General features: G+C 49.8%; 30 protein-coding genes and 3 pseudogenes. 19 read left to right on the plus strand and 14 right to left on the minus strand.

From position 1 onward, the window contains the following. The first annotated feature begins 14 nt into the window (after positions 1 to 14). Positions 15 to 1,153, plus strand: a pseudogene (locus ACP158_RS00115) (IS4 family transposase). A 3-nt stretch (positions 1,154 to 1,156) separates the two neighbouring features. On the opposite strand, the gene ACP158_RS00120 reads toward ACP158_RS00115, so the two are convergent. Next, a complete protein-coding gene (locus ACP158_RS00120) occupies positions 1,157 to 1,654 on the minus strand; it encodes a TSUP family transporter (RefSeq protein ID WP_424947000.1) in 498 nt (165 codons plus the stop codon). Positions 1,655 to 1,694: 40 nt separating this feature from the next. Between ACP158_RS00120 and ACP158_RS00125 the strand changes: the two are divergent. The 5 genes and pseudogenes from ACP158_RS00125 (at position 1,695) to ACP158_RS00145 (ending at position 5,286) form a co-directional block, all read left to right on the plus strand. Then, positions 1,695 to 2,385: pseudogene (locus ACP158_RS00125) on the plus strand (IS1595 family transposase). 250 nt (positions 2,386 to 2,635) lie between these two features. Continuing rightward, positions 2,636 to 3,280, plus strand: a complete 645-nt coding sequence (locus ACP158_RS00130) for a PH domain-containing protein (RefSeq protein WP_424947001.1) — start codon at positions 2,636 to 2,638, stop codon at positions 3,278 to 3,280. A gap of 72 nt (positions 3,281 to 3,352) precedes the next feature. Continuing rightward, complete coding sequence (locus tag ACP158_RS00135; RefSeq protein WP_424947002.1) at positions 3,353 to 3,973, plus strand: hypothetical protein; 621 nt, start codon at positions 3,353 to 3,355, stop codon at positions 3,971 to 3,973. 124 nt (positions 3,974 to 4,097) lie between these two features. Continuing rightward, the gene (locus ACP158_RS00140; RefSeq protein ID WP_424947003.1) at positions 4,098 to 4,454 is read left to right on the plus strand and encodes an RnfABCDGE type electron transport complex subunit B; all 357 of its coding nucleotides are present in this window, start codon (positions 4,098 to 4,100) and stop codon (positions 4,452 to 4,454) included. Positions 4,455 to 4,602: 148 nt separating this feature from the next. Beyond that, positions 4,603 to 5,286: a transposase gene (locus tag ACP158_RS00145; RefSeq protein ID WP_424947004.1), complete on the plus strand. Its 684-nt coding sequence runs from the start codon at positions 4,603 to 4,605 to the stop codon at positions 5,284 to 5,286. A 3-nt stretch (positions 5,287 to 5,289) separates the two neighbouring features. Here the strand turns inward: ACP158_RS00145 and ACP158_RS00150 are convergent, their stop codons facing one another. The 4 genes and pseudogenes from ACP158_RS00150 to ACP158_RS00165 all read right to left on the minus strand — a co-directional run bounded on the left by ACP158_RS00150 (position 5,290) and on the right by ACP158_RS00165 (position 7,810). Beyond that, the gene (locus ACP158_RS00150; protein ID WP_424948487.1) at positions 5,290 to 5,688 is read right to left on the minus strand and encodes a type I restriction endonuclease; all 399 of its coding nucleotides are present in this window, start codon (positions 5,686 to 5,688) and stop codon (positions 5,290 to 5,292) included. A gap of 259 nt (positions 5,689 to 5,947) precedes the next feature. Next, positions 5,948 to 6,316 (minus strand): type II toxin-antitoxin system VapC family toxin, encoded by a 369-nt coding sequence (locus ACP158_RS00155; protein WP_424947005.1) that lies wholly within the window; start codon positions 6,314 to 6,316, stop codon positions 5,948 to 5,950. Next, positions 6,313 to 6,510 carry a type II toxin-antitoxin system VapB family antitoxin gene (locus tag ACP158_RS00160; RefSeq protein WP_424947006.1) on the minus strand — a complete coding sequence of 66 codons (198 nt, stop codon included), beginning with the start codon at positions 6,508 to 6,510 and terminating at the stop codon, positions 6,313 to 6,315. Before ACP158_RS00160 ends, ACP158_RS00155 begins: the two co-directional genes overlap by 4 nt. A 315-nt stretch (positions 6,511 to 6,825) precedes the next feature. After that, positions 6,826 to 7,810, minus strand: a pseudogene (locus ACP158_RS00165) (IS5 family transposase). Positions 7,811 to 7,893: 83 nt separating this feature from the next. On the opposite strand from ACP158_RS00165, the gene ACP158_RS00170 reads away from it, so the two are divergent. Next, on the plus strand, positions 7,894 to 8,994 hold the full coding sequence (locus ACP158_RS00170) for an integrase core domain-containing protein (RefSeq protein ID WP_424947007.1): 1,101 nt from the start codon (positions 7,894 to 7,896) through the stop codon (positions 8,992 to 8,994). Between the two features lie 253 nt (positions 8,995 to 9,247). Here the strand turns inward: ACP158_RS00170 and ACP158_RS00175 are convergent, their stop codons facing one another. Then, positions 9,248 to 9,484 (minus strand): helix-turn-helix domain-containing protein, encoded by a 237-nt coding sequence (locus tag ACP158_RS00175; protein WP_424947008.1) that lies wholly within the window; start codon positions 9,482 to 9,484, stop codon positions 9,248 to 9,250. A gap of 323 nt (positions 9,485 to 9,807) precedes the next feature. Between ACP158_RS00175 and ACP158_RS00180 the strand changes: the two genes are divergently transcribed. The 4 genes from ACP158_RS00180 to ACP158_RS00195 all read left to right on the plus strand — a co-directional run bounded on the left by ACP158_RS00180 (position 9,808) and on the right by ACP158_RS00195 (position 11,717). Continuing rightward, complete coding sequence (locus tag ACP158_RS00180; protein WP_424947009.1) at positions 9,808 to 10,434, plus strand: hypothetical protein; 627 nt, start codon at positions 9,808 to 9,810, stop codon at positions 10,432 to 10,434. Beyond that, complete coding sequence (locus ACP158_RS00185; RefSeq protein ID WP_424947010.1) at positions 10,431 to 11,024, plus strand: hypothetical protein; 594 nt, start codon at positions 10,431 to 10,433, stop codon at positions 11,022 to 11,024. Before ACP158_RS00180 ends, ACP158_RS00185 begins: the two co-directional genes overlap by 4 nt. Before the next feature lie 80 nt (positions 11,025 to 11,104). Beyond that, positions 11,105 to 11,443 (plus strand): hypothetical protein, encoded by a 339-nt coding sequence (locus tag ACP158_RS00190; RefSeq protein WP_424947011.1) that lies wholly within the window; start codon positions 11,105 to 11,107, stop codon positions 11,441 to 11,443. A 127-nt stretch (positions 11,444 to 11,570) separates the two neighbouring features. After that, positions 11,571 to 11,717 carry a hypothetical protein gene (locus ACP158_RS00195; protein ID WP_424947012.1) on the plus strand — a complete coding sequence of 49 codons (147 nt, stop codon included), beginning with the start codon at positions 11,571 to 11,573 and terminating at the stop codon, positions 11,715 to 11,717. 546 nt (positions 11,718 to 12,263) lie between these two features. Here ACP158_RS00195 and dapE read toward each other — a convergent pair. After that, positions 12,264 to 13,385, minus strand: coding sequence for a succinyl-diaminopimelate desuccinylase (gene dapE / locus ACP158_RS00200; protein WP_424948488.1), 1,122 nt, complete (start codon positions 13,383 to 13,385; stop codon positions 12,264 to 12,266). Between the two features lie 219 nt (positions 13,386 to 13,604). Between dapE and ACP158_RS00205 the strand changes: the two genes are divergently transcribed. After that, entirely contained in the window at positions 13,605 to 14,192 is a 588-nt protein-coding gene (locus tag ACP158_RS00205; protein WP_424947013.1) for a hypothetical protein, read from the plus strand. Positions 14,193 to 14,372: 180 nt separating this feature from the next. On the opposite strand, the gene ACP158_RS00210 is transcribed toward ACP158_RS00205, so the two are convergent. Beyond that, positions 14,373 to 14,504, minus strand: a complete 132-nt coding sequence (locus tag ACP158_RS00210) for a hypothetical protein (RefSeq protein ID WP_424947014.1) — start codon at positions 14,502 to 14,504, stop codon at positions 14,373 to 14,375. Positions 14,505 to 14,615: 111 nt separating this feature from the next. Beyond that, the gene (locus ACP158_RS00215; protein ID WP_424947015.1) at positions 14,616 to 14,747 is read right to left on the minus strand and encodes a hypothetical protein; all 132 of its coding nucleotides are present in this window, start codon (positions 14,745 to 14,747) and stop codon (positions 14,616 to 14,618) included. A gap of 12 nt (positions 14,748 to 14,759) precedes the next feature. Here ACP158_RS00215 and ACP158_RS00220 point away from each other — a divergent pair, with 12 nt between their 5' ends. Together ACP158_RS00220 and ACP158_RS00225 are read left to right on the plus strand one after the other, a co-directional pair. Further along, a complete protein-coding gene (locus ACP158_RS00220; protein ID WP_424947016.1) occupies positions 14,760 to 15,566 on the plus strand; it encodes a hypothetical protein in 807 nt (268 codons plus the stop codon). Positions 15,567 to 15,738: 172 nt separating this feature from the next. Next, on the plus strand, positions 15,739 to 16,551 hold the full coding sequence (locus ACP158_RS00225; protein WP_424947017.1) for an SEL1-like repeat protein: 813 nt from the start codon (positions 15,739 to 15,741) through the stop codon (positions 16,549 to 16,551). Between the two features lie 344 nt (positions 16,552 to 16,895). On the opposite strand, the gene ACP158_RS00230 is transcribed toward ACP158_RS00225, so the two are convergent. The 5 genes from ACP158_RS00230 to ACP158_RS00250 form a co-directional block, all read right to left on the minus strand. Continuing rightward, a complete protein-coding gene (locus ACP158_RS00230) occupies positions 16,896 to 17,498 on the minus strand; it encodes an alpha/beta hydrolase family protein (protein ID WP_424947018.1) in 603 nt (200 codons plus the stop codon). A 194-nt stretch (positions 17,499 to 17,692) separates the two neighbouring features. After that, positions 17,693 to 18,199, minus strand: a complete 507-nt coding sequence (locus tag ACP158_RS00235; RefSeq protein WP_424947019.1) for a NuoB/complex I 20 kDa subunit family protein — start codon at positions 18,197 to 18,199, stop codon at positions 17,693 to 17,695. Between the two features lie 4 nt (positions 18,200 to 18,203). Beyond that, positions 18,204 to 18,560: an NADH-quinone oxidoreductase subunit A gene (locus tag ACP158_RS00240; protein ID WP_424947020.1), complete on the minus strand. Its 357-nt coding sequence runs from the start codon at positions 18,558 to 18,560 to the stop codon at positions 18,204 to 18,206. 124 nt (positions 18,561 to 18,684) lie between these two features. Next, the gene (locus ACP158_RS00245) at positions 18,685 to 19,101 is read right to left on the minus strand and encodes a DoxX family protein (protein WP_424947021.1); all 417 of its coding nucleotides are present in this window, start codon (positions 19,099 to 19,101) and stop codon (positions 18,685 to 18,687) included. A gap of 140 nt (positions 19,102 to 19,241) precedes the next feature. Then, positions 19,242 to 19,370 carry a hypothetical protein gene (locus tag ACP158_RS00250; protein WP_424947022.1) on the minus strand — a complete coding sequence of 43 codons (129 nt, stop codon included), beginning with the start codon at positions 19,368 to 19,370 and terminating at the stop codon, positions 19,242 to 19,244. A gap of 319 nt (positions 19,371 to 19,689) precedes the next feature. Between ACP158_RS00250 and ACP158_RS00255 the strand changes: the two genes are divergently transcribed. The 5 genes from ACP158_RS00255 to ACP158_RS00275 all read left to right on the plus strand — a co-directional run bounded on the left by ACP158_RS00255 (position 19,690) and on the right by ACP158_RS00275 (position 23,385). Beyond that, a complete protein-coding gene (locus ACP158_RS00255; protein WP_424947023.1) occupies positions 19,690 to 20,127 on the plus strand; it encodes an integrase core domain-containing protein in 438 nt (145 codons plus the stop codon). Positions 20,128 to 20,374: 247 nt separating this feature from the next. After that, positions 20,375 to 20,515 (plus strand): hypothetical protein, encoded by a 141-nt coding sequence (locus ACP158_RS00260; RefSeq protein WP_424947024.1) that lies wholly within the window; start codon positions 20,375 to 20,377, stop codon positions 20,513 to 20,515. Next, positions 20,508 to 21,251 carry a helix-turn-helix domain-containing protein gene (locus ACP158_RS00265; RefSeq protein ID WP_424947025.1) on the plus strand — a complete coding sequence of 248 codons (744 nt, stop codon included), beginning with the start codon at positions 20,508 to 20,510 and terminating at the stop codon, positions 21,249 to 21,251. The genes ACP158_RS00260 and ACP158_RS00265 overlap by 8 nt, the downstream gene beginning before the upstream one ends. Next, positions 21,158 to 21,376, plus strand: a complete 219-nt coding sequence (locus ACP158_RS00270; RefSeq protein WP_424947026.1) for an integrase core domain-containing protein — start codon at positions 21,158 to 21,160, stop codon at positions 21,374 to 21,376. Before ACP158_RS00265 ends, ACP158_RS00270 begins: the two co-directional genes overlap by 94 nt. A 203-nt stretch (positions 21,377 to 21,579) precedes the next feature. After that, a complete protein-coding gene (locus ACP158_RS00275) occupies positions 21,580 to 23,385 on the plus strand; it encodes a proline--tRNA ligase (protein ID WP_424947027.1) in 1,806 nt (601 codons plus the stop codon). Positions 23,386 to 23,506: the final 121 nt, after the last annotated feature.

Here is a 23,506-nt window from a genome sequence, read left to right on the forward strand (position 1 = left end):
AAAGCGGACAACTCATGTGTTCTAAAACCGGACATTTCTATTTGTTGCTAACAAAATGGGTGCCGAGACATGAATTCGAGACCCTCGCCAAACGGCATCATATGGCCGCTCGTGTCGCGTCGCGTTGGGCGCAGTTCGTCGGTCTTTTTATGGCGCAGTTGACCGGCCGCGACAGCTTGCGCGACATCGTCGACAACCTGGGTGCTCAGGCGCATCGACTGTATCACTTGGGCGGAGTCGAACTGTCCCGCTCCAGCCTGGCGCGCATCAACCGGGACAAGCCTTATACGTTGTACGAGGCACTGTTCGGGAAGGGGTTGCGACGTTGCCAAGGGGTCGCGCCCGGCCACAAGTTTCGTTTCAGTATTCGCTTGATGCCAGCACCATCAAGTTGTGCCTCTCGGCCTTCCCGTGGGCCGATTTCCGAACGACCAAGGGGGCGGTCAAGCTACATGTCGGGCTGAACCACCGCGGTTGCCTGCCCGAGTTCGTCGCCATCACCGACGGCAAAACCAGCGACCTCGCTATCGGGCGCGCGCTGCGTTTCCCCAAAGGCAGCCTAGTCGTCATCGACCGCGGATATAACGACTATGGCGGGTATAAACAGTTGAATGACAAAGGCATATTCTTTGTCACTCGCATCAAGAAAGACGCGGCGTATCGCGTTGTCGGTCGCGCTGCGGTGTTGAAGAGCAAGGGATTAACCTGCGACCAGCGCATCGTGTTCACCGGCGTCAAGGCATCCAGACAATGCCCCATTCCACTGCGCCGCATCGGCTACCGCGATGCCAAGACCGGCAAGCATTACGTTTTCTTGACCAACAATTTGAAACTGGCGGCCAAGACGGTCGCCGACCTCTACCGGGCGCGTTGGCAGGTGGAATTGTTGTTTAAGTGGATCAAGCAAAACCTGAAGATAAAGTCTTTCATCGGCGCCGGCAATAACGCGGTGATGACGCAAATCTGGGTCGCGCTGTGCGTGTATTTACGCTTGGCGTTCATCAAATTCCAGTCGCGGCTGGGCAAAAGCATGCGACAAATGCTCCGCGTGTTGCAGCTTAACTTGTTCGAGAAGCGCGACTTGATGGTGCTCTTGCGTGGCGACCGGCCCCCCAGACCCGGCTTCAATCGCAATCAAGCCTTGTTGCTGTGAAAGTTAATGGGACAGCAGTGATAGGCGGTACAGCGAGTTTAATATCAGAACTACTGAAATAATAACCAGCATGTACATCAGTATTTTTCTGTATCTATCTTTGTCAATGGTCACAAACTTATGCGCTCCCAACCAAATGGTAAATGCGTAGAATGGAATAAGATAAGCGGTGATGTGAAAGTGTTGCACGGTATACATATCGTAAAACAGGTAGTATGCGCCGAGAAACACACTCTCTATTGTCAGAAAAACAAAGATATTCTTGCGGGATTGTTTGGCATCATTTGATACGCCTAACAAGTATAAGATCGCTGGCGGCCCGTATAATCCGGCCGCGCCTCCGAATATTCCAGAGATGCTGCCAAAAACAACCGAATTCTTTTTGCTGGCAGCAAACAGCGGCTGATAGTTGACAAGCAATCTCACTGTAAGAATAAATAGCAAAACGCCGATAACTATCTCGATGATTTGCTTGTCTGCGGTCAATAAAATTAGGATCATGACAACTTAAGCATGGTCAATATCATGGTAAGGTGTTGTTATGAAAGTAAAAAACAAGTATGTCATTCGTTCCCATGTGTCAGAGAGGAAATTTAGAGATTTAATCAAATATTTTTTCCGTAGATTTAACGGCGACACAAATAGCAGAATTAACCGGTTTAAGTCGGCAAACCATCAACAAATACTTGACCGCTATTCGGTTACGAATGGTCAGTCATTGCCGACAAGCCTCTCAGCCATTAGCCGGGCAGATCGAAGTGGATGAGAGTTATTTTGGGGCTAGACGCATTACAGGGAAGCGTGGTCGAGGCGCTGGGGGCAAAATCATTGCATTTGGCTTGCTCAAAAGAGCAGGGAAGGTCTATATGGAAATAGTGCCGGATTGCTCTGCATATACGCTACAGCGGATTATCTTAGGTAAAACAGAGATAGGCGGCGTCATTCATTCTGATGGTTGGCGCGGCTATAATGGTCTGGTTGATTTTGGCTATAAGAAACATTTCAGAGTGCATCATGGTCGGAATGAATTTGTGCGAGGCAATAGTCATATCAATGGCATCGAATCTTTTTGGGGCTATGCTAAAATACGTCTAGTCAAGTTTAAGGGGATGAACAAAAGCATGTTCAATTTACACCTTAAAGAATGTGAATTTAGATTCAATAATAGAGGGCAGGATTTGTATAAAGTCTTGCTTGATGACTTTAGAAAAAAGCCGCTAAAGTTGTCATGACCCTAGTTTAAAATTCCAGCGGCTACGCTAGCGGACGCGAACTCATGTTAATGAGATGCGGTGAATGTCGAAAAGAGTTCGAAATGCCGTTTTAGTGAATCAAATGCCCTATGTGGAGGTTGCAAAGGGCACTCCTTATCGAAAGATATGAGATGCCCACAGTGTCAAAAGGTAATCTCACACACTGCCGAAAGATACAAGTATTGCGGAGAAACCGCAGCCTTTAATCTTGGAAATGAGAAACAAGATAATGAACATGCCAGAATTAGAGCCTTTTGATTTCAAAACCGCATCAGAGAGCGATTTGAAGAAAGAGTATGATCGCATTGCAAGTGAAATGATAGACGATCAATACGCGATAGAAATTTACTTTACAATGGAAATGTTCGAAAACTTCAAGGAACTGCCTTCAATATTACAAGATGGAGAGCAAGTCCTCGCTTTTTGCTCTGGCTATGCCTTTGGCAAAGACCATGCCTTGCTTGGTGGTATAACTACTGATGGTGAAACATGGTTTATTGTTGTGACGGACAAACGGATTCTGTTTATTAACACGGGAAAGTTCTCTGGGCTTCAACAGATTTCCATTGATTTCGATAATGTTAATGCGGTATCTGGTTCAGAGAAATTAATGTTTGGGGAAATAAGAATACAAGACGGGGATACCGAAAGAATCATTAAATGGGTTCCCAAGAAAATGATAAAACCTTTCACCTATGCCGCGCAAGACGCAATGGAAAAGAGAAAAAAGGCAAATGCCCAATCTATATCCCCGACACCATCTAATGATCGATACGCACAACTAGAAAAACTTGCAGAACTCAAAGAGAAAGGGATTATTTCTGAAGAGGAGTTTATTCAGGAGAAAAAGAAAATATTGGCGAAAGACACCTAATTCTATTTTACAAATAGACGGCAATAATCTATTAGTTTGAATGTTAGCGCACAATAATGAGAAATATCCAAAATGATAAATATCAAAGAAATTTTAATCTGCGCACTAAAAAAGAGATGTGTTTTTCACTCTGAGGCAGATTTCCAACATCATTTAGCATGGTGGATTCATAAGAAGTTGGACAATGCAGAACTAAGACTTGAGTATCCGTTCTCGCAATGCGAATCAAAGCATCGGGAGTATTGTGACATTTTCTTGAGGTCGCCTTATAAGATTGGAATTGAATTAAAATACAAAACAAAGAGTCCCAAAGAGCCATTGATTATAAATGAAGATCCTTTTGAATTAAGAAATCAAGGTGCGCAAGATACTGGTAGATATGATTTTTTAAAAGATGTATCCAGATTAGAGCATTGGTGTGAACAAAATAGCATTGATTCTGGTTATGCCATAATGCTAACAAATGACCATTTGTATTGGAATAAGCCTGTAAGACCAAATACTAACGACGAAAATTTTAGAATTCATGATAGAACAATATCAGGGGAGTTGGCTTGGAGAGAAGGCACGGCTGCAAGCACCATGCAAAATCATCCAAGCCCTATTTGTTTAAAAAATAAGTATGACATTAAATGGGAAGACGCCCCTTGTTATGATTTCAAATATCTGCTTTTAGAAATTAAACAACGCTAACAAATCATTCCGCGGCCGCTAACGCGTCGGCTGAATTCAAGCGTAGGTGTCATTCTTCCGTCTTTCTATGATTCATGAATTCAGATTCCAAGTGCAACACCATAAGCATTCGAATGATTTACCAATGACCTTGTCCGCCGTTGCTTCGTTGATCGACAACATCGATCGATGCCTGCCCCAAACCCAGTGCACCTTGTGCGACTATCCTCGATGCCGGGAATATGCGGAGGCGATTGCCCATGGCCAAGCCGAAATTAATCAGTGTCCTCCGGGCGGGCAAGTGACCATAAATGCATTGTCGGAGCTGCTTGATAAACCTGCGTTGGCACTCAATGAAGAGCACGGTATAAACGAGCCAAAACAAATAGCCTATATTGACGAACCCGGATGCATTGGATGTAAATTATGTATAAAAGCCTGCCCGGTGAATTGCATCGTTGGTTCGGTAAAGTTGATGCACACTGTCATCGTTGATGAGTAAAGGATTAGGGTCAGAGTAGAAATAAAGGATTAGGGTCAGAGTAGAAATTATTTGTTAAGCAAATTAAGCAATTCGTTGAAAATGTAATGTTTGTATAGAGATTGAGTAAACCGCTTAACAACTAACGTCAGAAGATCAAGGAGGTCAAATGGCAAGACTACCAAGGTTGTGTCCGCAGGGCATGCCGCTTCATATTATTCAGAGAGGCAATAATCGTCAGATAAGTTTCATATGTAATGAAGACTATCGTAACTATCTTGGCTTTCTATTAGATGGGGCAATGGCATACGGCGTGGATGTCCATGCGTGGGTTTTGATGACAAATCATGTACATATCCTTGCGACATCGCACTACGATGGCAGTATTTCGAAAATGATGCAATATGTTGGGAGATATTATGTTCGCTATTTTAACCAACAGTATAGGCGGACTGGCACTTTGTGGGAGGGCAGGTTTAAGTCGTGCTTGATCGATAGCGATCAATGCTTTCTAACTTGTCAGCGCTATATAGAGCTCAATCCGGTACGGGCTGGAATTGTAAATGACCCTGGAAAGTACCCTTGGTCTAGTTATCAAAGTAATGCTTTGGGGTTGAAGAACGAGCTGTTATCGGAGCATGAGATATATTTGTCTTTGGGTTGGGATGAATACCAAAGAAGACAGCGTTATCGGGATTTGTTTGAAGATATTTTGAACGTTGAACTAGTTGATGATTTGAGAAATGCAACAAATAGCTGTATGGCATTTGGGAGTGCAAGGTTTAAGGAGCAAGTTGAACAACTTTATCAACGAAGAGTGAAGCCAGAAAAACCTGGTCCCAAGCCCCAATAATTTCTACTCTGACCCTGATCTCACACCAAACATTACCAAGGCGTTATGGTGGAAGAGGTGCGGGATGGTGTCCCGGTAGTCGGCGAAGTTCTGTTCATAGGCGGCTTTGAGGTTTTTGTGGATGTTCTTGCACTCCACAAACAGCAGCGGCAGTCCATTGACGAAGCCCACGATGTCGGCGCGCCTGCGGTAGAGATCGCCCCGCACCCACAGCTCGCGCACGCACAGGAAGTGGTTGTTCTCCGGCGCTTCGAAATCAAAGATCCGCAGCCGTTCCCGCACCCGCTCGCCATCGTCGTTGCGGCGGAAGGTGACCTGTACGCCGTCGCGGACCAGGTCGTACTTCTCGCGATTGGCGGCGACGATGGTCTGCGAGGCAACCGTGGCGGTAATCTGCCGCAGCGCGTCGTCGTAGGCGTTGTCTGTGGCAGTCCCGGATTCAGCTCGACCAGCTTCTCGCGAAGCGTTCGCGTCAGCACCCCCTCGCGGTCGGACGCCCGCTCCAGCAGGCTGTTCGGTCCGAAGTCTTCATTATTGTAGGCATACACCGACTCCCAGCCGAGTTGTTGCTCCAGATAATCGGCCGTTGTCTGCTGGACGAGGATGTCTTCGGTATAGGGGGCCGCGCTCATGCCGCGCTTCTTTGATTAGATTAAGTGATTCAATTGGCTTTGTAAGCCAGCTCAAGGGAAGCCGCGACCGCCCGTAACTGCTTGTCTCGTGTCCACAGACAGGCTGATGAGATCAAGGCGGCGGCCGCCAGCAGATGGACATCTACATAACCGATTCCCCGCCCCATCAAGCGTTGCTGTTCAATAAAGAACAGCACTTCCGGGTCGGCGGCAACAGGGGTCATGGGCAGATCCCGGAGTCTCGATAATACCTCGGCGCGGTTGTTCAGATTGCCGCACGCCAGCTCGCCGATTACAAATGGATGGATCATGGCCTGATTGTCATTCAGCAGCGAAGTCAGACCCCCATCCCCGCTACGCAAATGATCAATCCAGACGGAGGTGTCCACCAGAATCATGCGGGTCCGGATTGTCGCCGGGTGATGGCTTTCAACTTCGGCTCGGTTCCGCCCAGCCGCGCCAGCCGACGGGCGCTTTCCCGCTCAATCAAGGCGTTCAGCCCTTTTCTGACCAAGGCGGTTTTTTCCGTCACTCCGGTTATCTGCTGTGCCTTCACCAGCAATTCGTCGTCAATGTTCAGGGTGGTTCTCATTGCAGTGTCTCCAAAATGCGCTCATAAATAGCATCAAAGTATGCTTATATTATATGCATCTATAGAAAAACACAAGTTGGATTGTTAGGAGTGTTAGGAACACATAAACTGTCCGCTGTTAAAACACAGAGAGACTTTTGCATAATCCATAATCATTTCTCATAATCTCACTTCTGAGATTTTTCAGGGTCTTGACTCGTTAACACCCTAAGGATATTTCCAAAAAGCCTCGTTTTTCTTGAAAAACGTTCACAAACCAACCCGATTTACTTGCTTTGGTTGGTTGGGTTGCTGTTTTGCCTTTCCCCCCGCCTTTTAGACGCAACACGCCGGTGAACTTCGCATTTGCTTGAAAATATTCATCCCGGTTTTAAGATTATGAGTCATCGCAATCAGTTGCGCTCTGCTTTTGTTTCTTTCCAGCCCAAGGTATCTTGCCTGACCTAATCCGTGATGTTGTTTTAATAGCCCAAAGGTGCGCTCGACGATATAACGGATGCCTGAACGTTGCCTGTTTTGCTGTTTTTGTTGGTCGGTCAACGGTTTGTTTCTATAAGCCCGGTGCAGAACTTTATTGTTTTGCCGGCCCAGTTTCTTGTCGTTCTCCTGATTGGCATAGGCGCTGTCCGCGTAAACTTGCCCATGGGTTTTGACCAGCGGTTTGTCCATCTCTTGTGAGTCATGCACATTGCCTGGCGTGCAGGTCATCTTCTTGACAAAACCATGTCCATCCGTATTGGCGTGCATCTTGAAGCCGTAGGTGGTTTTGCGCTTGCCATCAGCGGCGACCTTGACATGGTAACCGGCCTCCGGGTCTTGCGTGTTATTGCCATCCTGCCCTTGCGTGATTGCCTGGCTTTTATCACCGTGGCATCAATGATGTTGATTGAACCGACTGAGACGATAATGCTGTTTTGCTCCAGGTGCGTGTTAATTTGCTCTAATAGCGGCTCTAAAAGGTTCTCAGTGTTCAGCAGGTTTCTGAAACGCCAGATGGTCGTGTGGTCTGGCACCGCTTCACTCAAACTTAAGTCAATAAAGCGCCTGAACATCAAATCCCTGGCAATTTGTTTTTCCAATGCTTCATCGCTTAGGTTATACCACGCTTGCAGGATTAGGATCTTGAACATCATCAGCGGCGGGCAGGCACGCCTCTTTTAGATGAATAAAGTCCCGCAAGGGTGGTCTCTATCTCTTTCCAGTTAATGATGCTGTGCACATCGTCAAGTTCGCTCAGGGATTTATGCTCGACCACAAGCATGTCTGCCATTGAGTGTTGGGCGGTTTGTTTCCAGGACATTTTGAGTTGGTTTTGGTGGTTGTTTAGAGGTTTCTTATTTTACTGGATTAAGTATGATTTAGGCTGCATAAGCTCAGATACATATGGCACTCCTCAACCCAAGAGGAGAAGCCATGCAAGTCCAGCATATTGGCTACCGAATAAGAGGGTTTTACCGCGTCGCCAAAATAGGGCATCGTTGGCCGATGAACCCTCATGCCCAAAAACGAATCGACATCCTGCGCTTCTGGGAAGTGCACGGTACCGCCGCCATCGGCGATGCCTTTGCAGTCAGCCGCCGCACTCTCTACCGCTGGCAGCAAACACTCGCCCAAGCCGGCGGCGACCCGGCAGCCCTGACGCCGCGCTCACGAGCACCAAAACGCCGCCGCCAAGCGCTCTTCCGGCGTGAAGTGGTGGACGAAATCAGCCGCCTGCGTAAGGTCCGTCCGAACATCGGCAAACTCCCCCTGTCGGTGTTCATCAACACCTGGTGCCAGATCCATAAATGTCCCCGCCCCAGTGTCTCCACCATCGGACGCATCATCGCCCGTGAGTCCGATAAAATGCGCCACGCCCCGCTGCGCCTGGATCGCCGCGGACGACACAAGCCACTGCGCCAAACCCGCAAAACACGCCGCCCCAAGGGCATCTCCACCGCCCCCATGGAGCAGTTCGCTTGCGACACCGTGGAGCGCGTCCGTGATGGCATCCGACGCTATATCTTCACCTTCATCGACCCCCGCTCGCGCTTCGCCTTCGCCTGGGCGTCTACCTCCCGCAGCAGCCGCCGCGCCGCACACGCCCTGCGCTCCCTTATCGCCCTGACCCCAACCACCATCCGATATATCCTCTCCGACAACGGCTCGGAGTTTATGAAAGACTTCGAGAGCGAACTCAAACGCAATCACATCACCCACTGGTGGACCTATCCGAGGTCGCCCAAAATGAACGCCCATTGTGAACGCTTCAACCGCACCATTCAGGAGAGTTTCGTCGACTACCACGAGGATTTACTGTACACCGATCTGGATGCTTTTAACCGAGAACTGGCCGACTGGCTGGTGTTTTACAACACCGAACGACCTCACCAAGCATTGGCCCTGCTTTCTCCTATACAATCCCTAATCATCAACCAAACCGGAGTGCCATATGTTATGGACCTGTTAGAAGTAAATAGACTTGTCCGAATTTATAACACGTGAATTGTCCGCTTTTGTTTGTTCTGGATTTCCCCTGAAGGCGTGGCCGAAAGGGGCAATATCCCGATTGCCGCGAAGCGGATTTACGCCGCAATCTGTTGTTTGTTCGGCCCGATGAGCCGACCCTCGCGGTCATATCCGCCTAGCCGCCGGGGCCATGCAGGCGGGATAAACTGCCGTCAAGATGTCTTAATACCGCAACGGTTGCTTTGACATAATGGTATCGGGTCGGGTCGTCCGGAATCTGTAATACCAATCATGGTAGTAGGGAACAACCATGGTTGTTCCCTACGTATAAATCCACCCGCCGCATCGCCTCATCCGCCGGGGCCTTGCGATGAGACGGCTGATTCAACAATCCCTCCAATCCGGAGGCTTCGTGACAGCACAGATAGCGCCGCAACGTCCGGGGACATATGACCAGCAACCTCGCGGCTTCTTCCTGGCTTAATCGTTTGCATTGATATCCTTCATAGGCCTCGATAAATCTCATTGGTTTGCTCTCCTGTAACCAACGCGCCCTGATCATATCCACCTCTAAATAAGGACAATATAAATCCGGACTCATTACGGGTTACAAAAACGGACAGTTTATTTATCATTAACACCATATGTTATGGGCCTATACAATTATGAGAAATTTCGATAAAATGCTGTAGAATTCGCGACACGGTAGCGCTTAGCGTGTCTGGGTGGCGGATATGGCAACTTGGACATCCTGCCAAAAAAACCAATGAACTGGCACAATTTAACAACTATGGGCAATTTTCCTGCTCGGTCATGAATCCAACGCTTACTCTGCACGAAGTGAGCATGGTGCTTGTTGGTGAAAACCACAATCCGTCCATTCTCAACCCTGATTTTCTCTGGCGCAACCGTATTGTGCCGGAGAATTTAGAACTTGACGACAACATAGCATCAATGAGTTCGCCGATAAAATCGCAATGCGCTTTCAAGAACGGCATGAAAATTATCAGCGAGGCGAATAGAATAGTTTTTTCGCAAGACAACCCCGAAGAAAATAATTTTTGCCACGAAATAGCGCAGAAATATTTGAAAACTGTGCCGCTGGTTCGTTACACCGCCATTGGAATCAATTTCGTTGGTTCTTTTCCTGTGTCTAATGGCAATCAGGCTCTGCGGAATATGCTCCGGTCTGGGGAATGGGATAAGTTTGAAGACACGGTGTCTTTACCAGAAATTTCGTTGACCTATTCGCTCGCTGACCGGAATGTCACTTTAATCATCAGTGCTATCGACAAAAAAAACACATCTAAATCCGAGGGGGAAGTTCTTGTTCGCGGAAACTTTCATCGCGATATTCAAGCAGAACAGGGTGAGTCTCATCGGGTCGCTATTACCATGGTGGATGATTGGGAAAGTGACTTGAAATGCTATAAAGAATTAATTCAAACCATTGCCAGAGGCACGAAAAACCAATGACAGCCACTGCATATGCTGAAGTCGATGGTTCATTTGATCGGGATACTACATATCTATTCCGATCTGATAACTCAATGGCTATTCCTGTAACGCCGCAAACAGATGAAAGTCTTACGTGGCATATGGATTTCATGCCCGCCACAAATACAGATATAACACCCCTCGCCCGTGTCAATAATGAAAACAAGACCTATCCTAATATCTTTGACATCGAAAAATTTCGACAAAATCAAGCACGCAAAAAATCGCTCGACGATGCGTTGAGTGAACTCGAAGAATTAAACGATTACGCTGCCGAAGAAGAACTTTCACCACCGTCACCAACAGCCAAAAAGATAGCGGAGGATATTCTTCATCACCTGACCTCTAAATTGCCGCGCTACTATGCAATCTCCCTGTGGGAAGATGGCGATATAGTTGTTTTTTCCGCGGGCGCGGGCTCGCGTGCTAGTGTTTTTTGCCGCGCCAATGGTGGCGCATCTCTATATGTTAATTCCCCCAATAATCACGACTATGAAATTCACCACACTCTGGCACAGGATCTGCCCATTGATTCCATTATTGATGCGATGAAAAAAATTCCAGCGTGACCCCTCCTTACATACCGGGAGACATCATCAAGGATGGTGCCGTAGGGCGCGCGATTTTTCAGAGTAGCGACTGGAGAAAGGTGAAAAATAAGCACACACCTATCAGCATTTTTCTAAACAACAAAAGCCCAATCAACATTTCGGTGTTTCTGTTGGACATTGCCTCAAACGAAATGCTGACAAAAATCGGCGATGCTATGGCGAAAAACCGAGGCGCAGGTCGCTCATTCTATGGTTGGGCGGAAGTGTCGGTTGCAAACGCCAGCGAAAACGGCCGCGAAGTTCACTACACACCGCAGCCGGGAAATAAGTGGCATGCGGACATTGTTCTTCCTGTCATTGTTCAAGCCGACAAAAAAGCAAGGGAACAACACGCCAAACAACTGGTTGATATGGCGATTTCGCGTTCCCCGGGATAAGTTGCGCTGTCCCATCGAGTGTGATGGATGGTGAATTTCATTGTTGATTTTCAGAAAACAAGGCGTATATTCCAATGGACGGCGGGGCGGAATGCGGTATCATTCGCCTGCATAGGCTCAGATACATATGGCACACCTCAACCCAAGAGGAGAGGCCATGCAAGTCCAGCATATTGACTACGGAATAAGAGGGTTTTACCGCGTCGCCAAAATCGGGCATCGTTGGCCGATGAAAGAGATCAGGGTCAGAGTAGAAATTATTTGTATTTGTTAAGCAAATTGATTCGTTGAAAATGTAATGCTTGTATAGTATCGGGATTTGTTTGAAGATATTTTGAATGTTGAACTAGTTGATGATTTGAGAAATGCAACAAATAGCTGTATGGCATTTGGGAGCGCAAGGTTTAAGGAGCAAGTTGAACAACTTTATCAACGAAGAGTGAAGCCAGAAAAACCTGGTCCCAAGCCCCAATAATTTCTACTCTGACCCTGATTTGCCCTCGCGGCGAGGTCGGCATCGATTTGCCGACGAATAAAATTGGTGCTGGAAGATGGATTGGACATTATTTGGATATTATAAAGAGTCACGCTTCGCGTGACGACATTGTCTTTCAGTTACCATTGCCCTTCCATTCCAGTTAAAAACTCAGCGGCGTTAGCCGCTATCCTTAATGGCTTTGATGCCGCGAAATAACCACGCGCCGAATTTTTGTTGTCAGGCGAGGCGTGGAAGCCGCGAAAGAGGGAGCGCACATAAAGTGCGTGACTGATTGAGCGGCGCACCACAACAAAGCATGGCGACAAAAAGGCAAGCGTGGCATCAGGCGAGCATTTTCACAAGTATACCTTCATAAATGACCGACAACTGATCGAGGTCGGCGGTGGAGACGCGTTCATCAATTTGATGGATGGTGTCATTCAAGGGACCGAGTTCGATGACCTCGGCGCCGGTCGGGGCGATGAAGCGGCCGTCCGAAGTGCCACCGCCGGTGGAGCGTAGCGGCGTGCGTCCGGTGCTCGCTTCAATGCAATCCGACACCGCATCAACGAATTTTCCCTGCGTGGTTTGAAATGGCAGGCACAACCGCTCCCAGTGAATTTCAAACTGACATTGATGGCGCGCCAGCACATCCTCAATTCGTGCGTGGATGTCGGCCTCGGTAATCTCCGGCGAATAGCGCAGGTTGAAATCAATTTCCACCTCGCCGGGAACGACATTGCCGGCACCGGTGCCGGCGTGAATGTTGGAGAGTTGAAAGCTGGTCGGTTGGAAGTGCGCGTTACCCTGATCCCATTCCACCGACAACAATTCGCTGATGACCCCGGCGGCGCGGTGAATGGGATTGTCGGCCGGGTAGGCGATATGTCCCTGAGTGCCTTTGATGCGCAACTTCGCGCCGCACGAACCCCGCCGCCCGACCTTGATGGTGTCGCCCAGCGTCTGTTTGCCGGACGGCTCGCCGACTATGCACATATCGATTGGCTGCTTGCGCTCGGCAAGGACATTCATTACTTCACCGGTGCCCCAGCGCGCCACGCCCTCCTCGTCGCTGGTAATCAACAAGCCAATGGCGCCGGCGTGGTCGGGATGATTGGCGACGAAACGCTCGCACGCGGTAACGAAACAAGCGATGCTGCCCTTCATATCGGCGGCGCCGCGACCGTGCAACATGCCGTCTTGCACCTCGCCTTGAAACGGCGGAAATTTCCACTGATCAAGCGGCCCGGTCGGAACCACATCGGTATGCCCGGCGAACACCAGCAACGGCCGCCCTGCACCGCGAGTCGCCCACAAGTTGGATACCTCTTCAAAGTTCATCGCCTCGCAGGCAAAACCGATTTGCGCAAGGCGCGCCGCGAGTAATGGTTGACAGCCGGCATCGGCCGGCGTTACCGATTCCCGGCGAATCAACTCCCGCGCAAGCGAGACGGTGGGGGACAACGACATGGCGGGTTCGGTAAACGGTTTGGGTGCAAGGTCGGCGGGATATTGCACCAGCGGCTGGCGTAAAGCAACCGCTGCCGGTTGCGACAACGCCGACATTTCGTGCTACGCAACGTGCTGGGCAGTATTCCAAGAAAATACGAACGGCAGGAGGAATTGTGTAAAATTCCGCACACGTCCTTAATATTGCTAACTTTCTAATTTTGGAAAAATATCATGTCGAAAGAAGTTTATTATGCTGTCAATAACATCACCGAAACCGTTACCGTAGTGGACCGCAATTCACTCGATGTTAAAATTTGCCATGAGGACAATGGCGAAGAACGCTGGATCCCGCGCACATTCTTTGAGCAGATATTCAAAAAAGTATCAAAAGTGAAATTCACAGTAGCGGGTCAAACCCTGCTGGTCCCAGAGCCTTACACCGAAGACCACTCCTTGAACGAAGCCGAAGCATCCATTCTCAATCAAACCTACCGCGAAAACATCCGCAACGGCGTAGCTGCGAAAATCAAGGAAAACCCTGACGATGCGCAAGTCATTGTTGATGAGTATGTTGCTGGCTATACCTTCGGCATTCGGCAAACTCGTGTCACGCTTAACCCTGTGGATGCGGAAGCCAAGAAAATCGCTATCGCCAAAGTCAAAGAGGCCTTGCAGAAAAAGGGCATCAAACCTTCCGATTACGAGCAATACGACGAGAAGGTTGCCAGCGTTATGGCAATGCCTGAAGTCCAAGAGGTTGCTCGTAACATCGTTGAAGCTCGCCAGAACCTTGTGTCTGATCTCCTTGACATCGACTGATGAGGGACTGGGAGAATAATAGAAATGGTGAAACGTCTGACGCGGCTTCGCCGCGGTTGTGTCACGTTTCGTCGTGCTTGCTCGCCGCCACTGCGGGGTACCGCCTGCCGACGAGGATGACGGAGTGGGAGGTTTTTGTAAGAACACGAATAGTAGAACGGCGAAAATAACAAACAGCCGTCATTCTCGCCGCTCCTGTTTGTCATTTCCGCCGAAGGCGAGGATGATGAACAATGGAGCGAAGCGGGAATCCAGTGAAATATGTCGTCCGGCGTAGCCGGACACAACCGCGGCGAAGCCGCGAAATGACAAGGGCTACGCCTTTGGGTTTAATGACTGAATTCTCGCCTGCCGGCGAGGATGACGGAGGGGGAGGTTTTGTAAGAACACGAGTAGTAGAAAGGCGAAAATAACAAACAGCCGTCATTCTCGCCGCTCCTGTTTGTCATTTCCGCCGAAGGCGGGGATGACGAACAATGGAGCGAAGCGGGAATCCAGTTTAAATATGTTGTCACGCGAAGCGTGACACAACTGCGGCGAAGCCGCGAAAAACATGAGGAACTACCAATGACACAACCAACCAAAGGTGCGCTCAGTGCTTTCATGAATAAACTAAAAAAAGAAATTGAACGCATGTCATTTTATTCAGCTAATCCTTGGCGCAGGCTTGCGTGTCTTGGTATGAGTGGTGTAGTCGGTGTTGGCCTGTATTTAATTTCTTTTGATCTATTTGTTTTTCTGCATAAGCATGGTTTTCTTAATGAAACATATACTTACATTCATGGCATCCTGCTTGGGTTGCCTGTATTTACGTGTTTGTGGTGGTTCCGAACCCACGACGTTCGTGAACAAATATCTAAAACAGAAACACAAATTCAGCAAAATAGTTTATTCAACGGAATTGATAATTTGTCAGATACTAATCCACTAAAAATAGATATAGGTGTTGCTCAATTGTTAACACTCTCTAAACTAAATCCAAACCATGATGAAGCAATTAGCCTTGCATTTATTCACCGATTGAAAAAATGCCCGCTAACACAAGACCAGATTGAAAAGGGCAGAGAAAGATTGGGCTACGCACAACCTATATTTGAATGGCTTATGGATAAAAAAATTGAAGCAAAAGCAGATCTAACGAACTGTAAACTTGGTTCCCAAGATTTCACAACGGATGATGTTTTTTCTACTGTTGTTGAAAACTATCACGATAAAAACATTTTTGAAACCTGGGATCTGGTTAAAATGAAACTACCTATATCGGAAGCCGGTTGTATTGAAACATACTTTGACAATGGTGGTGGTATGCCGAAATACGAGATGTCCAGAGATCCGTCTGTAGGATATGCAACTATCGAAAGATATGGCAGATAAATCTAAACAAAAAAACCAAAAGCAAAAATTTTTGTCGATGGCGGAATGATGCGTGGCATGGGCGGATTATAAGGTAAGCGGACACAAGAGCAATTAAACGATATAGAATAACCAAACACCCCCGGCACCGGCGGTGAAATCTTTTAACAATGAAATCTGAGCGGACAAAGCAATGAAAAACAAACAAATACAAATCGGGCGATGGTTAAGCGCGATCATTTTATCGGCGATTATCGGTAGCGCGGCGATAGCACAAACAGATATAGAAAAGACACGCAAGGCAGCCGAGCAGGGCAGCGCGACGGCGCAATATAGCTTGGGCTTAGCATACTGGCACGGCGAGGGTGTGGATAAAGACCAGCGCGTGGCGGTGCGCTGGATACGCAAATCAGCCGAGCAAGGCAATGCCGATGCGCAATTTGATATGGGTGCGGCATACGCGACAGGCATGGGTGTGGAAAAAGACAAAAGCGAGTCGGCGTGGTGGTTTCGCAAGGCGGCCGAGCAAGGCAACGCAGGCGCGCAATTCAATTTGGGCGTGGCATACGCGCGCGGCCTCGGAGTGGATAAAAACGAAAGCGCGGCGGTGGAGTGGTATCGCAAGGCAGCCGAGCAGGGCAACGCAGGCGCGCAATTCACTTTTGGCAAAGCATACGCGAATGGCACGGGCGTGAATAAAAACGAACAGGCGGCGGCGTGGTGGTATCGCAAGGCAGCCGAGCAGGGGCATGCGGCGGCGCAATTTCTTTTGGGCTCTGCATATGGCTGGGGCGAGGGCGTGGAAAGAGACCAGAGCAAGGGGGTGGAATGGACGCGCAAGGTAGCCGAGCAAGGCATCGCGGCGGCGCAAATTGCTATGGGCTTTGCGTATCGATGGGGCATGGGTGTGGATAAAAGCGAACTCATGGCAACGCATTGGTATGGCAAGGCGGCTGAGCTAGGACATGCGGCGGCGCAAAAAGCATTGGACGAAATGGGCTATTAAGCAAATTGATTCGTTGAAAATGTAATGTTTGTATAGTATCGGGATTTGTTTGAAGATATTTTGAACGTTGAACTAGTTGATGATTTGAGAAATGCAACAAATAGCTGTATGGCATTTGGGAGTGCAAGGTTTAAGGAGCAAGTTGAACAACTTTATCAACGAAGAGTGAAGCCAGAAAAACCTGGTCCCAAGCCCCAATAATTTCTACTCTGACCCTGATCTGCTTTTTTGGATTAATTTTCATAAAACTGATTCGCCGGTTTGGTATGCCAATGACGCAGATAATATCGCATCGCCGAGCAAATCGGGCATGTGATTTTTGATTTTAGCGTTGTCCATTTATTTCAATGTTCGAATAACAATTTGCCATACTGCGCTTCTGCCGTTTCGCGAAGTCCACGGCTATGCCCGGCATCTTCTACGATAATCGCTTTGGCATCGGCGCCTCGTTTTTTATACAACCGCACACAGTCGGTGGTGTGATGCGGAAGTATGTTGTGGTCTTTTTTTCCAGCGATAGCGCGGATGATGATTCCAGGCGAAATGTTTCTAGCAAATTTCTTCGGCGATTGACTGCGCGGCATGGTGTTCCGCCCGCTTCGGTGCTGGCGCCATTGCGGTATGTTGCATGCCATGGATGTCAACACAACCGCATCAAATAAATCGGGCTGTTGTCCGATAATTGCACCTAACATAATTGCTCCACCAGAATGCCCGACTCCAAGAACACGAGTTGCGTTGTATTTTTGTTTTAGATGTGCGACCGTGTGTGCCACGATTGCATTTTTGCGTTTGGTTTTATCATCATCCTTTCTGCTCGGATACCCCGGGCTTTTGTTGCCGAGTTTGTCATGGTATCCCGGGCGTAACAAACTAGTGCTGATTACTTTGCCAGGATGTTTGTCAGCAAACCTTTTTGCCGCATCAAACATATATCGACTCGTCATCCCCACCACTCCGCCCCGCCCGCTGTCACCGTGTATAAAAACTGCCAATGGTTTGTCGCCAGAAAGGTCCGTGCCATATGCTTCGTAATACAATAGATGCTCATCCGTTAATTCTGCGGCGTAAGCGGTATATACACCCAATTGCAATACGCAAACAAAAGCAACTGCGCATCTGGTTTTTATGGAATTTTTCCTCATTTGTGAATAGATTCAAACGGTTGTGCGACTCGCGCAATGGTGTTGGTTTTTTTGATTTTCTTTTGCAGTTGCAAGATGCCGTAAATCAACGCTTCGGCGGTGGGCGGGCAACCGGGCACATACACATCCACCGGCACGATGCGGTCGCAACCGCGCACCACCGAGTAGGAATAGTGGTAGTAGCCGCCGCCGTTGGCGCATGAGCCCATGGAAATCACCCAGCGCGGCTCCGCCATTTGGTCATACACCTTGCGTAGCGCCGGCGCCATTTTGTTGGTGAGCGTGCCGGCCACGATCATGACATCGGATTGACGCGGGCTGGGACGAAACAAAATGCCGAAGCGGTCAAGGTCATAACGCGCCGCGCCGGCTTGCATCATCTCCACCGCGCAACACGCCAGACCAAAAGTCATGGGCCACATCGAGCCGGTGCGCGCCCAGTTGATCAGTTCGTCCAGCCGCGCCGTGGCAAAACCTTCCTGCAATGTTCCTTCCAGTGCCATCAGTTTATTCCCACTCCAGGGCTCCTTTTTTCCACTCGTAAATAAAACCGATCACCAACACCGCGAGGAACAACATCATCGCCCAAAATCCAAACACACCGATTTCGTCCAGCACGATTGCCCACGGAAACAAAAACGCAATTTCCAAATCGAAGATGATGAACAAAATCGCGACCAGATAATAGCGAACATCGAATTTCATGCGCGAATCTTCGAACGCTTCAAAGCCACATTCGTAGGGGGACAGTTTTTCGTCGTAGGGCTTGCTCGGCGCCAGCACCTTGCCGGCGCTGATAGCGATGATGCCGATGCCCAATCCGACCCCGATAAACAGCAGAATCGGAAAATAGTCGGCTAACATGATCGGCCTCCCGGCGGTCGAATGGTCGGTGAAAACAATGGCCAAGGCAATGAAGTTACCACCCGTTGCAGTGTATTTCCCGACGCGGTTTCAGTCAAGGCGAGGGCAATGTGCAAGAGAATTCTCATGAGTCGCCGGACTTGCTGTATTGGTCGAGGCTGAAAGGTCCGGCACCGACGCGGCACAGCACCAGCAAACCGCCGGCGATGGCGATGTTTTTCATGAACAATGCTTGCTGCAGGCTGTCGCCGAAATCAAAATGAAACAACAGTGCGGCGAGCACACAAAATCCCGCCAGTGCCAGCGCGGCCCAGCGGGTTTGCCAGCCGATTACCAGCGCAGCACCGCCACCGACTTCAAGGATGATTACCAGCGGCAACAAAAAGCCCGGTACGCCCTGCGACTCCATGTAGCCGACGGTGCCGTCGTAACCGCCGATTTTGCTGATGCCGGCGAGCAAAAAAATCGCGGCGAGGGCGATGCGTCCGGCCAGTTCGCCGTAAGGGCATACCGTTCCGACCAATTTACAAATTGCGTTCATGGTTGACTCCTGCACGTTGGCTGTGAGTTTGCTAATGGTGCACAGTATACCGCACCCGATGGTAGTCGATGGCAACCAATGACACCGGGCAGATTCGAGGGTGCCGCCTGCATATGCTCAGATACATATGGCACACCTCGTCATTCTCGCTGGCAGGCGGGAATCCAGACGCGGCGAAGCCGCGCAATAGCGGCGGCTTTGCCGCCGGTAATGATAGCGGCTAACGCCGCTGAGTTTAATAACTGGATTGCCCGGAACAAGCCGGGCAATTGTATGTGTTCACTTATTTGATGACAAAATCGGAAATACAATTGACTAACTGACATACTCAGGAGAATCCCATGAGAGATAACAGCAAAGACAGCACAATCGAGAGAAATTATATCCGCAACTGGCAACATTTGTGCGAGGAATACGAGACCGTTAAAGCCGGCAAACACCCTAAATTTCGGTTTGTGATGGCCTTCTATAAGCATCACAACACCCATCGGCAGGTGTTCTTGAAGTATTATCACCGGTATAAAGCGAGCGGCAACGGGCGTGACTTATTGCCGCGGTGCCGAGGTCCGAAGTGGCAGGCATGCGCGCATGCATCTCACGCTCAAGCAGGAAGCCACCCAGCCCGCGGGGGATAACTTCCTGCAGCAGCAGGCAAAGTTTGATGGCTTTGTTGATGAGTACAACAACGAGCGACCGCATCAGGCCCTGGACATGCAATATCCGGTAGAGAGGTACCGTCCTTCCACCCGGCCATACCAGCCACCGGAGGCGCCTGAATATCCGTATCACGACAAGGTGATGCGGGTCAGCCAGGACGGTAAAATCTACATGCATCACAAGACCATAAGCTTCAGTAAGGTACTCGCTGGCCAGCTTGTGGGCATCCGTGAGGTAGAGGACCAGCTCTGGCTGGTCAGCTTCTTGGACTTTGATCTAGGCTATTTTGATGAAGAGGGGTGTAGAGTTGAACCCATTGACAACCCATTTGCTGAGCAGGTGCTAACCATGCCCTCGGGAAAAGTGTAAACCATGTCTTCGGAACAAAGTGTAAACCATGTGTCGGGAAGCACAAGACGCGGCGTAGCCGCCGGTTTTTCGAGCCAGAATGACGACACGAAAAGCGTGTTGTCCGGCTTTTCCGGACTATTAGTGACGTCACGCGAAGCATGACTCATCTACTGTCCAGGCTCAGATACAAATGAGACTTTATTAGTTAAGAAAATCGGGTAGTCCAAGGTGAAATCTATTCACTTAAATCACAGGAGACTACCCGATGCAGATCAAAAGCCTGCGTATCAAATCATACCGCAGTCAGGCGATTGCCGACACCGCCAGTGAACCCGCCATCGCCCGAATAAAGAAACTGGAACTCTATGCCGAGCTCAAATCAGCAGGTTGCACGACATATGCCTGAAAACCATCGGCTGCTCAAAGGCGACCTACTACCGTTGGCTAGAGCGTTATCGGCGGAGCGGCTGGCTGGCTTGAAAAAACAAAGCCGTCGCCCAAAGCGCGTGCGCGGTCGACAATGGACAGCGCGGCAGGAGCAACAAGTGTTGCACTTGCGCAGGCGTTATCCCTTGTGGGGCAAACGCAAGATCTGGAAGGTATTGTCCAGGGATCAGGGACTGCTTCTGAGCATCAGCACGGTTGGGCGCATCCTGGACCGGCTGGTGCGCTTGAAGCGGGTCAAGCCGGCGGCATTTTATTATGGGCGGGTCAAGCCGAAACGCCGGCGCCAGTTCAAGCACCACGCCAAGCGCTGGCAGTACGGGATGCGCGCCAAGCAGCCAGGCGAGCTGATACAGATTGACCACATGAGCGTAGGACTACCAGCGGGCTTTAGCATCAAGGAGTTCAAGGCAGCCTGTCCAGTCACCGGGTTTGTTGCCTTAAAAGCCTATAGCCGCGCGACCAGCAGGAACGCCAAAGACTTCTTGATCTACCTTATTGAACAAGCGCCGTTCAAAATCCGCTTGATACAGGTCAATGGCGGCAGTGAGTTTCGGGATGAGTTTGAGCAAGCCTGCGAGGCCTTGGACCTGCCGCTATTGCGTTGCCGCCTAAAAAGCCGGAATGGAATGGTTGCGTTGAGCGAGCCAATGGCACCAGCCGTTATGAGTTTTACCCGCTGTATGAAGGAGCGTTGACGGCAGCCGCGATCAACCAGGAACTGGTTCATTACCAATGGACCTATAATCATTACCGGCCACACGATAGTTTGGATTTAATGACGCCGATGGCGTACTATCAGCAACCTGCCTTGGCTGCCTGATTTCGTCTCATATGTGGTGAACCCGGACAGGCGATTGCGTTTCCAATGATTAGCAAGTATAAAACAACTTGTTGAAAAATCCTGAGCACATGTGGCGTTAAAATTCATCCCGGAAACCTGTTTTGCGACTTGCCACCGGTGCTTTTTTAGCCGCCGCAAATACTGATTTCATATTTTTAGCCCATATTTTTAGCCCATAGAAAATGCGCACCTCACAACTGCTCCTGGCCACATTAAAAGAGACCCCCGCTGATGCGGAAGTTATTTCCCATCAGTTAATGCTGCGCGCTGGCTTGATTCGACAGGTGGCTGCGGGCATCTACAACTGGCTGCCAATGGGTATGCGCGTGCTGCATAAAGTGCAGCAAATTATACGGCAGGAAATGAATCGGGCCGGCGCCCAGGAAGTGTTGCTGCCCGGGGTGCAGCCGGCGGAACTTTGGCGGGAATCCGGGAGGTGGGAACAGTACGGGCCTGAATTGCTGCGCTTGCGGGATCGGCATGGCCGCGAGTTTTGCCTCGGCCCTACCCACGAGGAAATCATTACCGCTCTGGTCAAAAACGAAGTGCGCAGTTATCGGCAGTTGCCGCTTAATTTCTATCAGATCCAGACCAAGTTCCGGGATGAGATTCGGCCTCGATTCGGGGTCATGCGCGGGCGCGAGTTTATCATGAAAGATGCCTATTCATTCCACGCCGACCAGGCATCGTTGCAACAAACCTACGAGGCAATGTATCAAACCTACTGCGCTATTTTTGATCGTCTGGGATTGCGTTATCGCGCAGTGACCGCGGATAGCGGCAGTATCGGCGGCGATACGTCGCACGAATTTCATGTGTTGGCGGATTCAGGCGAAGACGCCATCGCTTTTTCGACCACCAGCGACTACGCCGCAAATATCGATCTTGCCGAGGCGGTGGCGCGACCGCCAGGGATGGTGGAAGTGCCGAGTTTGTCGGCAACAAAACTCGGCCCGACAACGCGCCCGTCCCCATCCCGGGATAGGACCCGGGAAATGACCTTAGTGGACACGCCCAAGGTCAGAACGATCGCGCATCTGCTTGAGCAATTTGACATTCCCATCGAGAAGACCATCAAAACGCTGGTGGTCAAGGCCTCCGCGCAACATGCCAAACGGCGCCAGCAACCGATAGTCGCCTTATTGATTCGCGGCGATCATCAGTTAAATGCGCTGAAAGCGGAGAAATTGGACGCGGTTGCCAGACCGCTGCAAATGGCCGAAGAATCGGAAATTCGCGTCGCTATTGGCGCCGGCCCGGGCTCGCTTGGACCGGTAAATTTGCCCATCGCCTTTATTGCCGACCGCAGCGTGGCCGCAATGTCAGATTTTGCGGCCGGTGCAAATATTGAGGATAAGCACTACTTTGGCATTAACTGGGGCGGTGATGTGCCGCTGGGCCTGGTTGCCGATATTCGTAACGTTGTCGAAGGCGATCCCAGCCCGGACGGCAACGGCACACTGACTATCGCGCGCGGCGTCGAGGTCGGCCATATTTTTCAACTGGGCACAAAATACAGCACGGCCACGGGCGCCACGGTGCTCAATGAACAAGGCCAGGCCGTTGCCATGGCGATGGGCTGCTACGGCATCGGCGTCACCCGGGTCATCGCCGCGGCCATCGAGCAAAACCACGACGAGCACGGCATCATTTGGCCGGATTCCATCGCCCCCTTCGATATCGCGCTGCTGCCGATTGGCATGCGGAAATCGGCGCGAGTCAAGGATAAAGTCGAGGAGATTTATAGCCAGTTGGAAAATGCCGGCTTCGATGTGCTGCTCGATGATCGCAACGAGCGCCCCGGGGTCATGTTTGCTGATATGGAGTTAATTGGAATTCCCCATCGGTTGGTTGTGGGCGAGCGCAGTCTGGACAAGGGCGTGGCGGAGTATCATCATCGCGCCACAGGGACTGAAAAAGAGTTTGCATTGGAGGCCTTGATCAAGCAGCTATCCAACCTCAAAAGTCAGGGTTCAGGCCCAATTTAGACCCGATTTAGGGTTGCAAATAATTTATTGTTATACAAATAAAGGTGCTACACTCGCCTATCAGATACTAAATGGGCGGCTAAAGTTGCCAAATAGTATTGTTCGAAGGCAGCTTTGTGAT

The sequence above is a fragment of the Candidatus Spongiihabitans sp. genome (assembly GCF_965247905.1).
Taxonomy (GTDB): Bacteria; Pseudomonadota; Gammaproteobacteria; order Arenicellales; family Poriferihabitantaceae; genus Spongiihabitans.

What these genes read in the sequence shown, in the direction of transcription:
- ACP158_RS00120 (WP_424947000.1), bottom strand. Translation starts at nt 1,654, where the DNA reads ATGATCCTAATTTTATTGACCGCAGACAAGCAAATCATCGAGATAGTT.
- ACP158_RS00130 (WP_424947001.1), top strand. Translation starts at nt 2,636, where the DNA reads ATGAACATGCCAGAATTAGAGCCTTTTGATTTCAAAACCGCATCAGAG.
- ACP158_RS00135 (WP_424947002.1), top strand. Translation starts at nt 3,353, where the DNA reads ATGATAAATATCAAAGAAATTTTAATCTGCGCACTAAAAAAGAGATGT.
- ACP158_RS00140 (WP_424947003.1), top strand. Translation starts at nt 4,098, where the DNA reads ATGACCTTGTCCGCCGTTGCTTCGTTGATCGACAACATCGATCGATGC.
- ACP158_RS00145 (WP_424947004.1), top strand. Translation starts at nt 4,603, where the DNA reads ATGGCAAGACTACCAAGGTTGTGTCCGCAGGGCATGCCGCTTCATATT.
- ACP158_RS00155 (WP_424947005.1), bottom strand. Translation starts at nt 6,316, where the DNA reads ATGATTCTGGTGGACACCTCCGTCTGGATTGATCATTTGCGTAGCGGG.
- ACP158_RS00160 (WP_424947006.1), bottom strand. Translation starts at nt 6,510, where the DNA reads ATGAGAACCACCCTGAACATTGACGACGAATTGCTGGTGAAGGCACAG.
- ACP158_RS00170 (WP_424947007.1), top strand. Translation starts at nt 7,894, where the DNA reads ATGGCACTCCTCAACCCAAGAGGAGAAGCCATGCAAGTCCAGCATATT.
- ACP158_RS00175 (WP_424947008.1), bottom strand. Translation starts at nt 9,484, where the DNA reads ATGAGATTTATCGAGGCCTATGAAGGATATCAATGCAAACGATTAAGC.
- ACP158_RS00185 (WP_424947010.1), top strand. Translation starts at nt 10,431, where the DNA reads ATGACAGCCACTGCATATGCTGAAGTCGATGGTTCATTTGATCGGGAT.
- ACP158_RS00195 (WP_424947012.1), top strand. Translation starts at nt 11,571, where the DNA reads ATGGCACACCTCAACCCAAGAGGAGAGGCCATGCAAGTCCAGCATATT.
- ACP158_RS00205 (WP_424947013.1), top strand. Translation starts at nt 13,605, where the DNA reads ATGTCGAAAGAAGTTTATTATGCTGTCAATAACATCACCGAAACCGTT.
- ACP158_RS00215 (WP_424947015.1), bottom strand. Translation starts at nt 14,747, where the DNA reads ATGTTTTTCGCGGCTTCGCCGCAGTTGTGTCACGCTTCGCGTGACAAC.
- ACP158_RS00220 (WP_424947016.1), top strand. Translation starts at nt 14,760, where the DNA reads ATGACACAACCAACCAAAGGTGCGCTCAGTGCTTTCATGAATAAACTA.
- ACP158_RS00225 (WP_424947017.1), top strand. Translation starts at nt 15,739, where the DNA reads ATGAAAAACAAACAAATACAAATCGGGCGATGGTTAAGCGCGATCATT.
- ACP158_RS00230 (WP_424947018.1), bottom strand. Translation starts at nt 17,498, where the DNA reads ATGACGAGTCGATATATGTTTGATGCGGCAAAAAGGTTTGCTGACAAA.
- ACP158_RS00235 (WP_424947019.1), bottom strand. Translation starts at nt 18,199, where the DNA reads ATGGCACTGGAAGGAACATTGCAGGAAGGTTTTGCCACGGCGCGGCTG.
- ACP158_RS00240 (WP_424947020.1), bottom strand. Translation starts at nt 18,560, where the DNA reads ATGTTAGCCGACTATTTTCCGATTCTGCTGTTTATCGGGGTCGGATTG.
- ACP158_RS00245 (WP_424947021.1), bottom strand. Translation starts at nt 19,101, where the DNA reads ATGAACGCAATTTGTAAATTGGTCGGAACGGTATGCCCTTACGGCGAA.
- ACP158_RS00255 (WP_424947023.1), top strand. Translation starts at nt 19,690, where the DNA reads ATGCATCTCACGCTCAAGCAGGAAGCCACCCAGCCCGCGGGGGATAAC.
- ACP158_RS00260 (WP_424947024.1), top strand. Translation starts at nt 20,375, where the DNA reads ATGCAGATCAAAAGCCTGCGTATCAAATCATACCGCAGTCAGGCGATT.
- ACP158_RS00265 (WP_424947025.1), top strand. Translation starts at nt 20,508, where the DNA reads ATGCCTGAAAACCATCGGCTGCTCAAAGGCGACCTACTACCGTTGGCT.
- ACP158_RS00275 (WP_424947027.1), top strand. Translation starts at nt 21,580, where the DNA reads ATGCGCACCTCACAACTGCTCCTGGCCACATTAAAAGAGACCCCCGCT.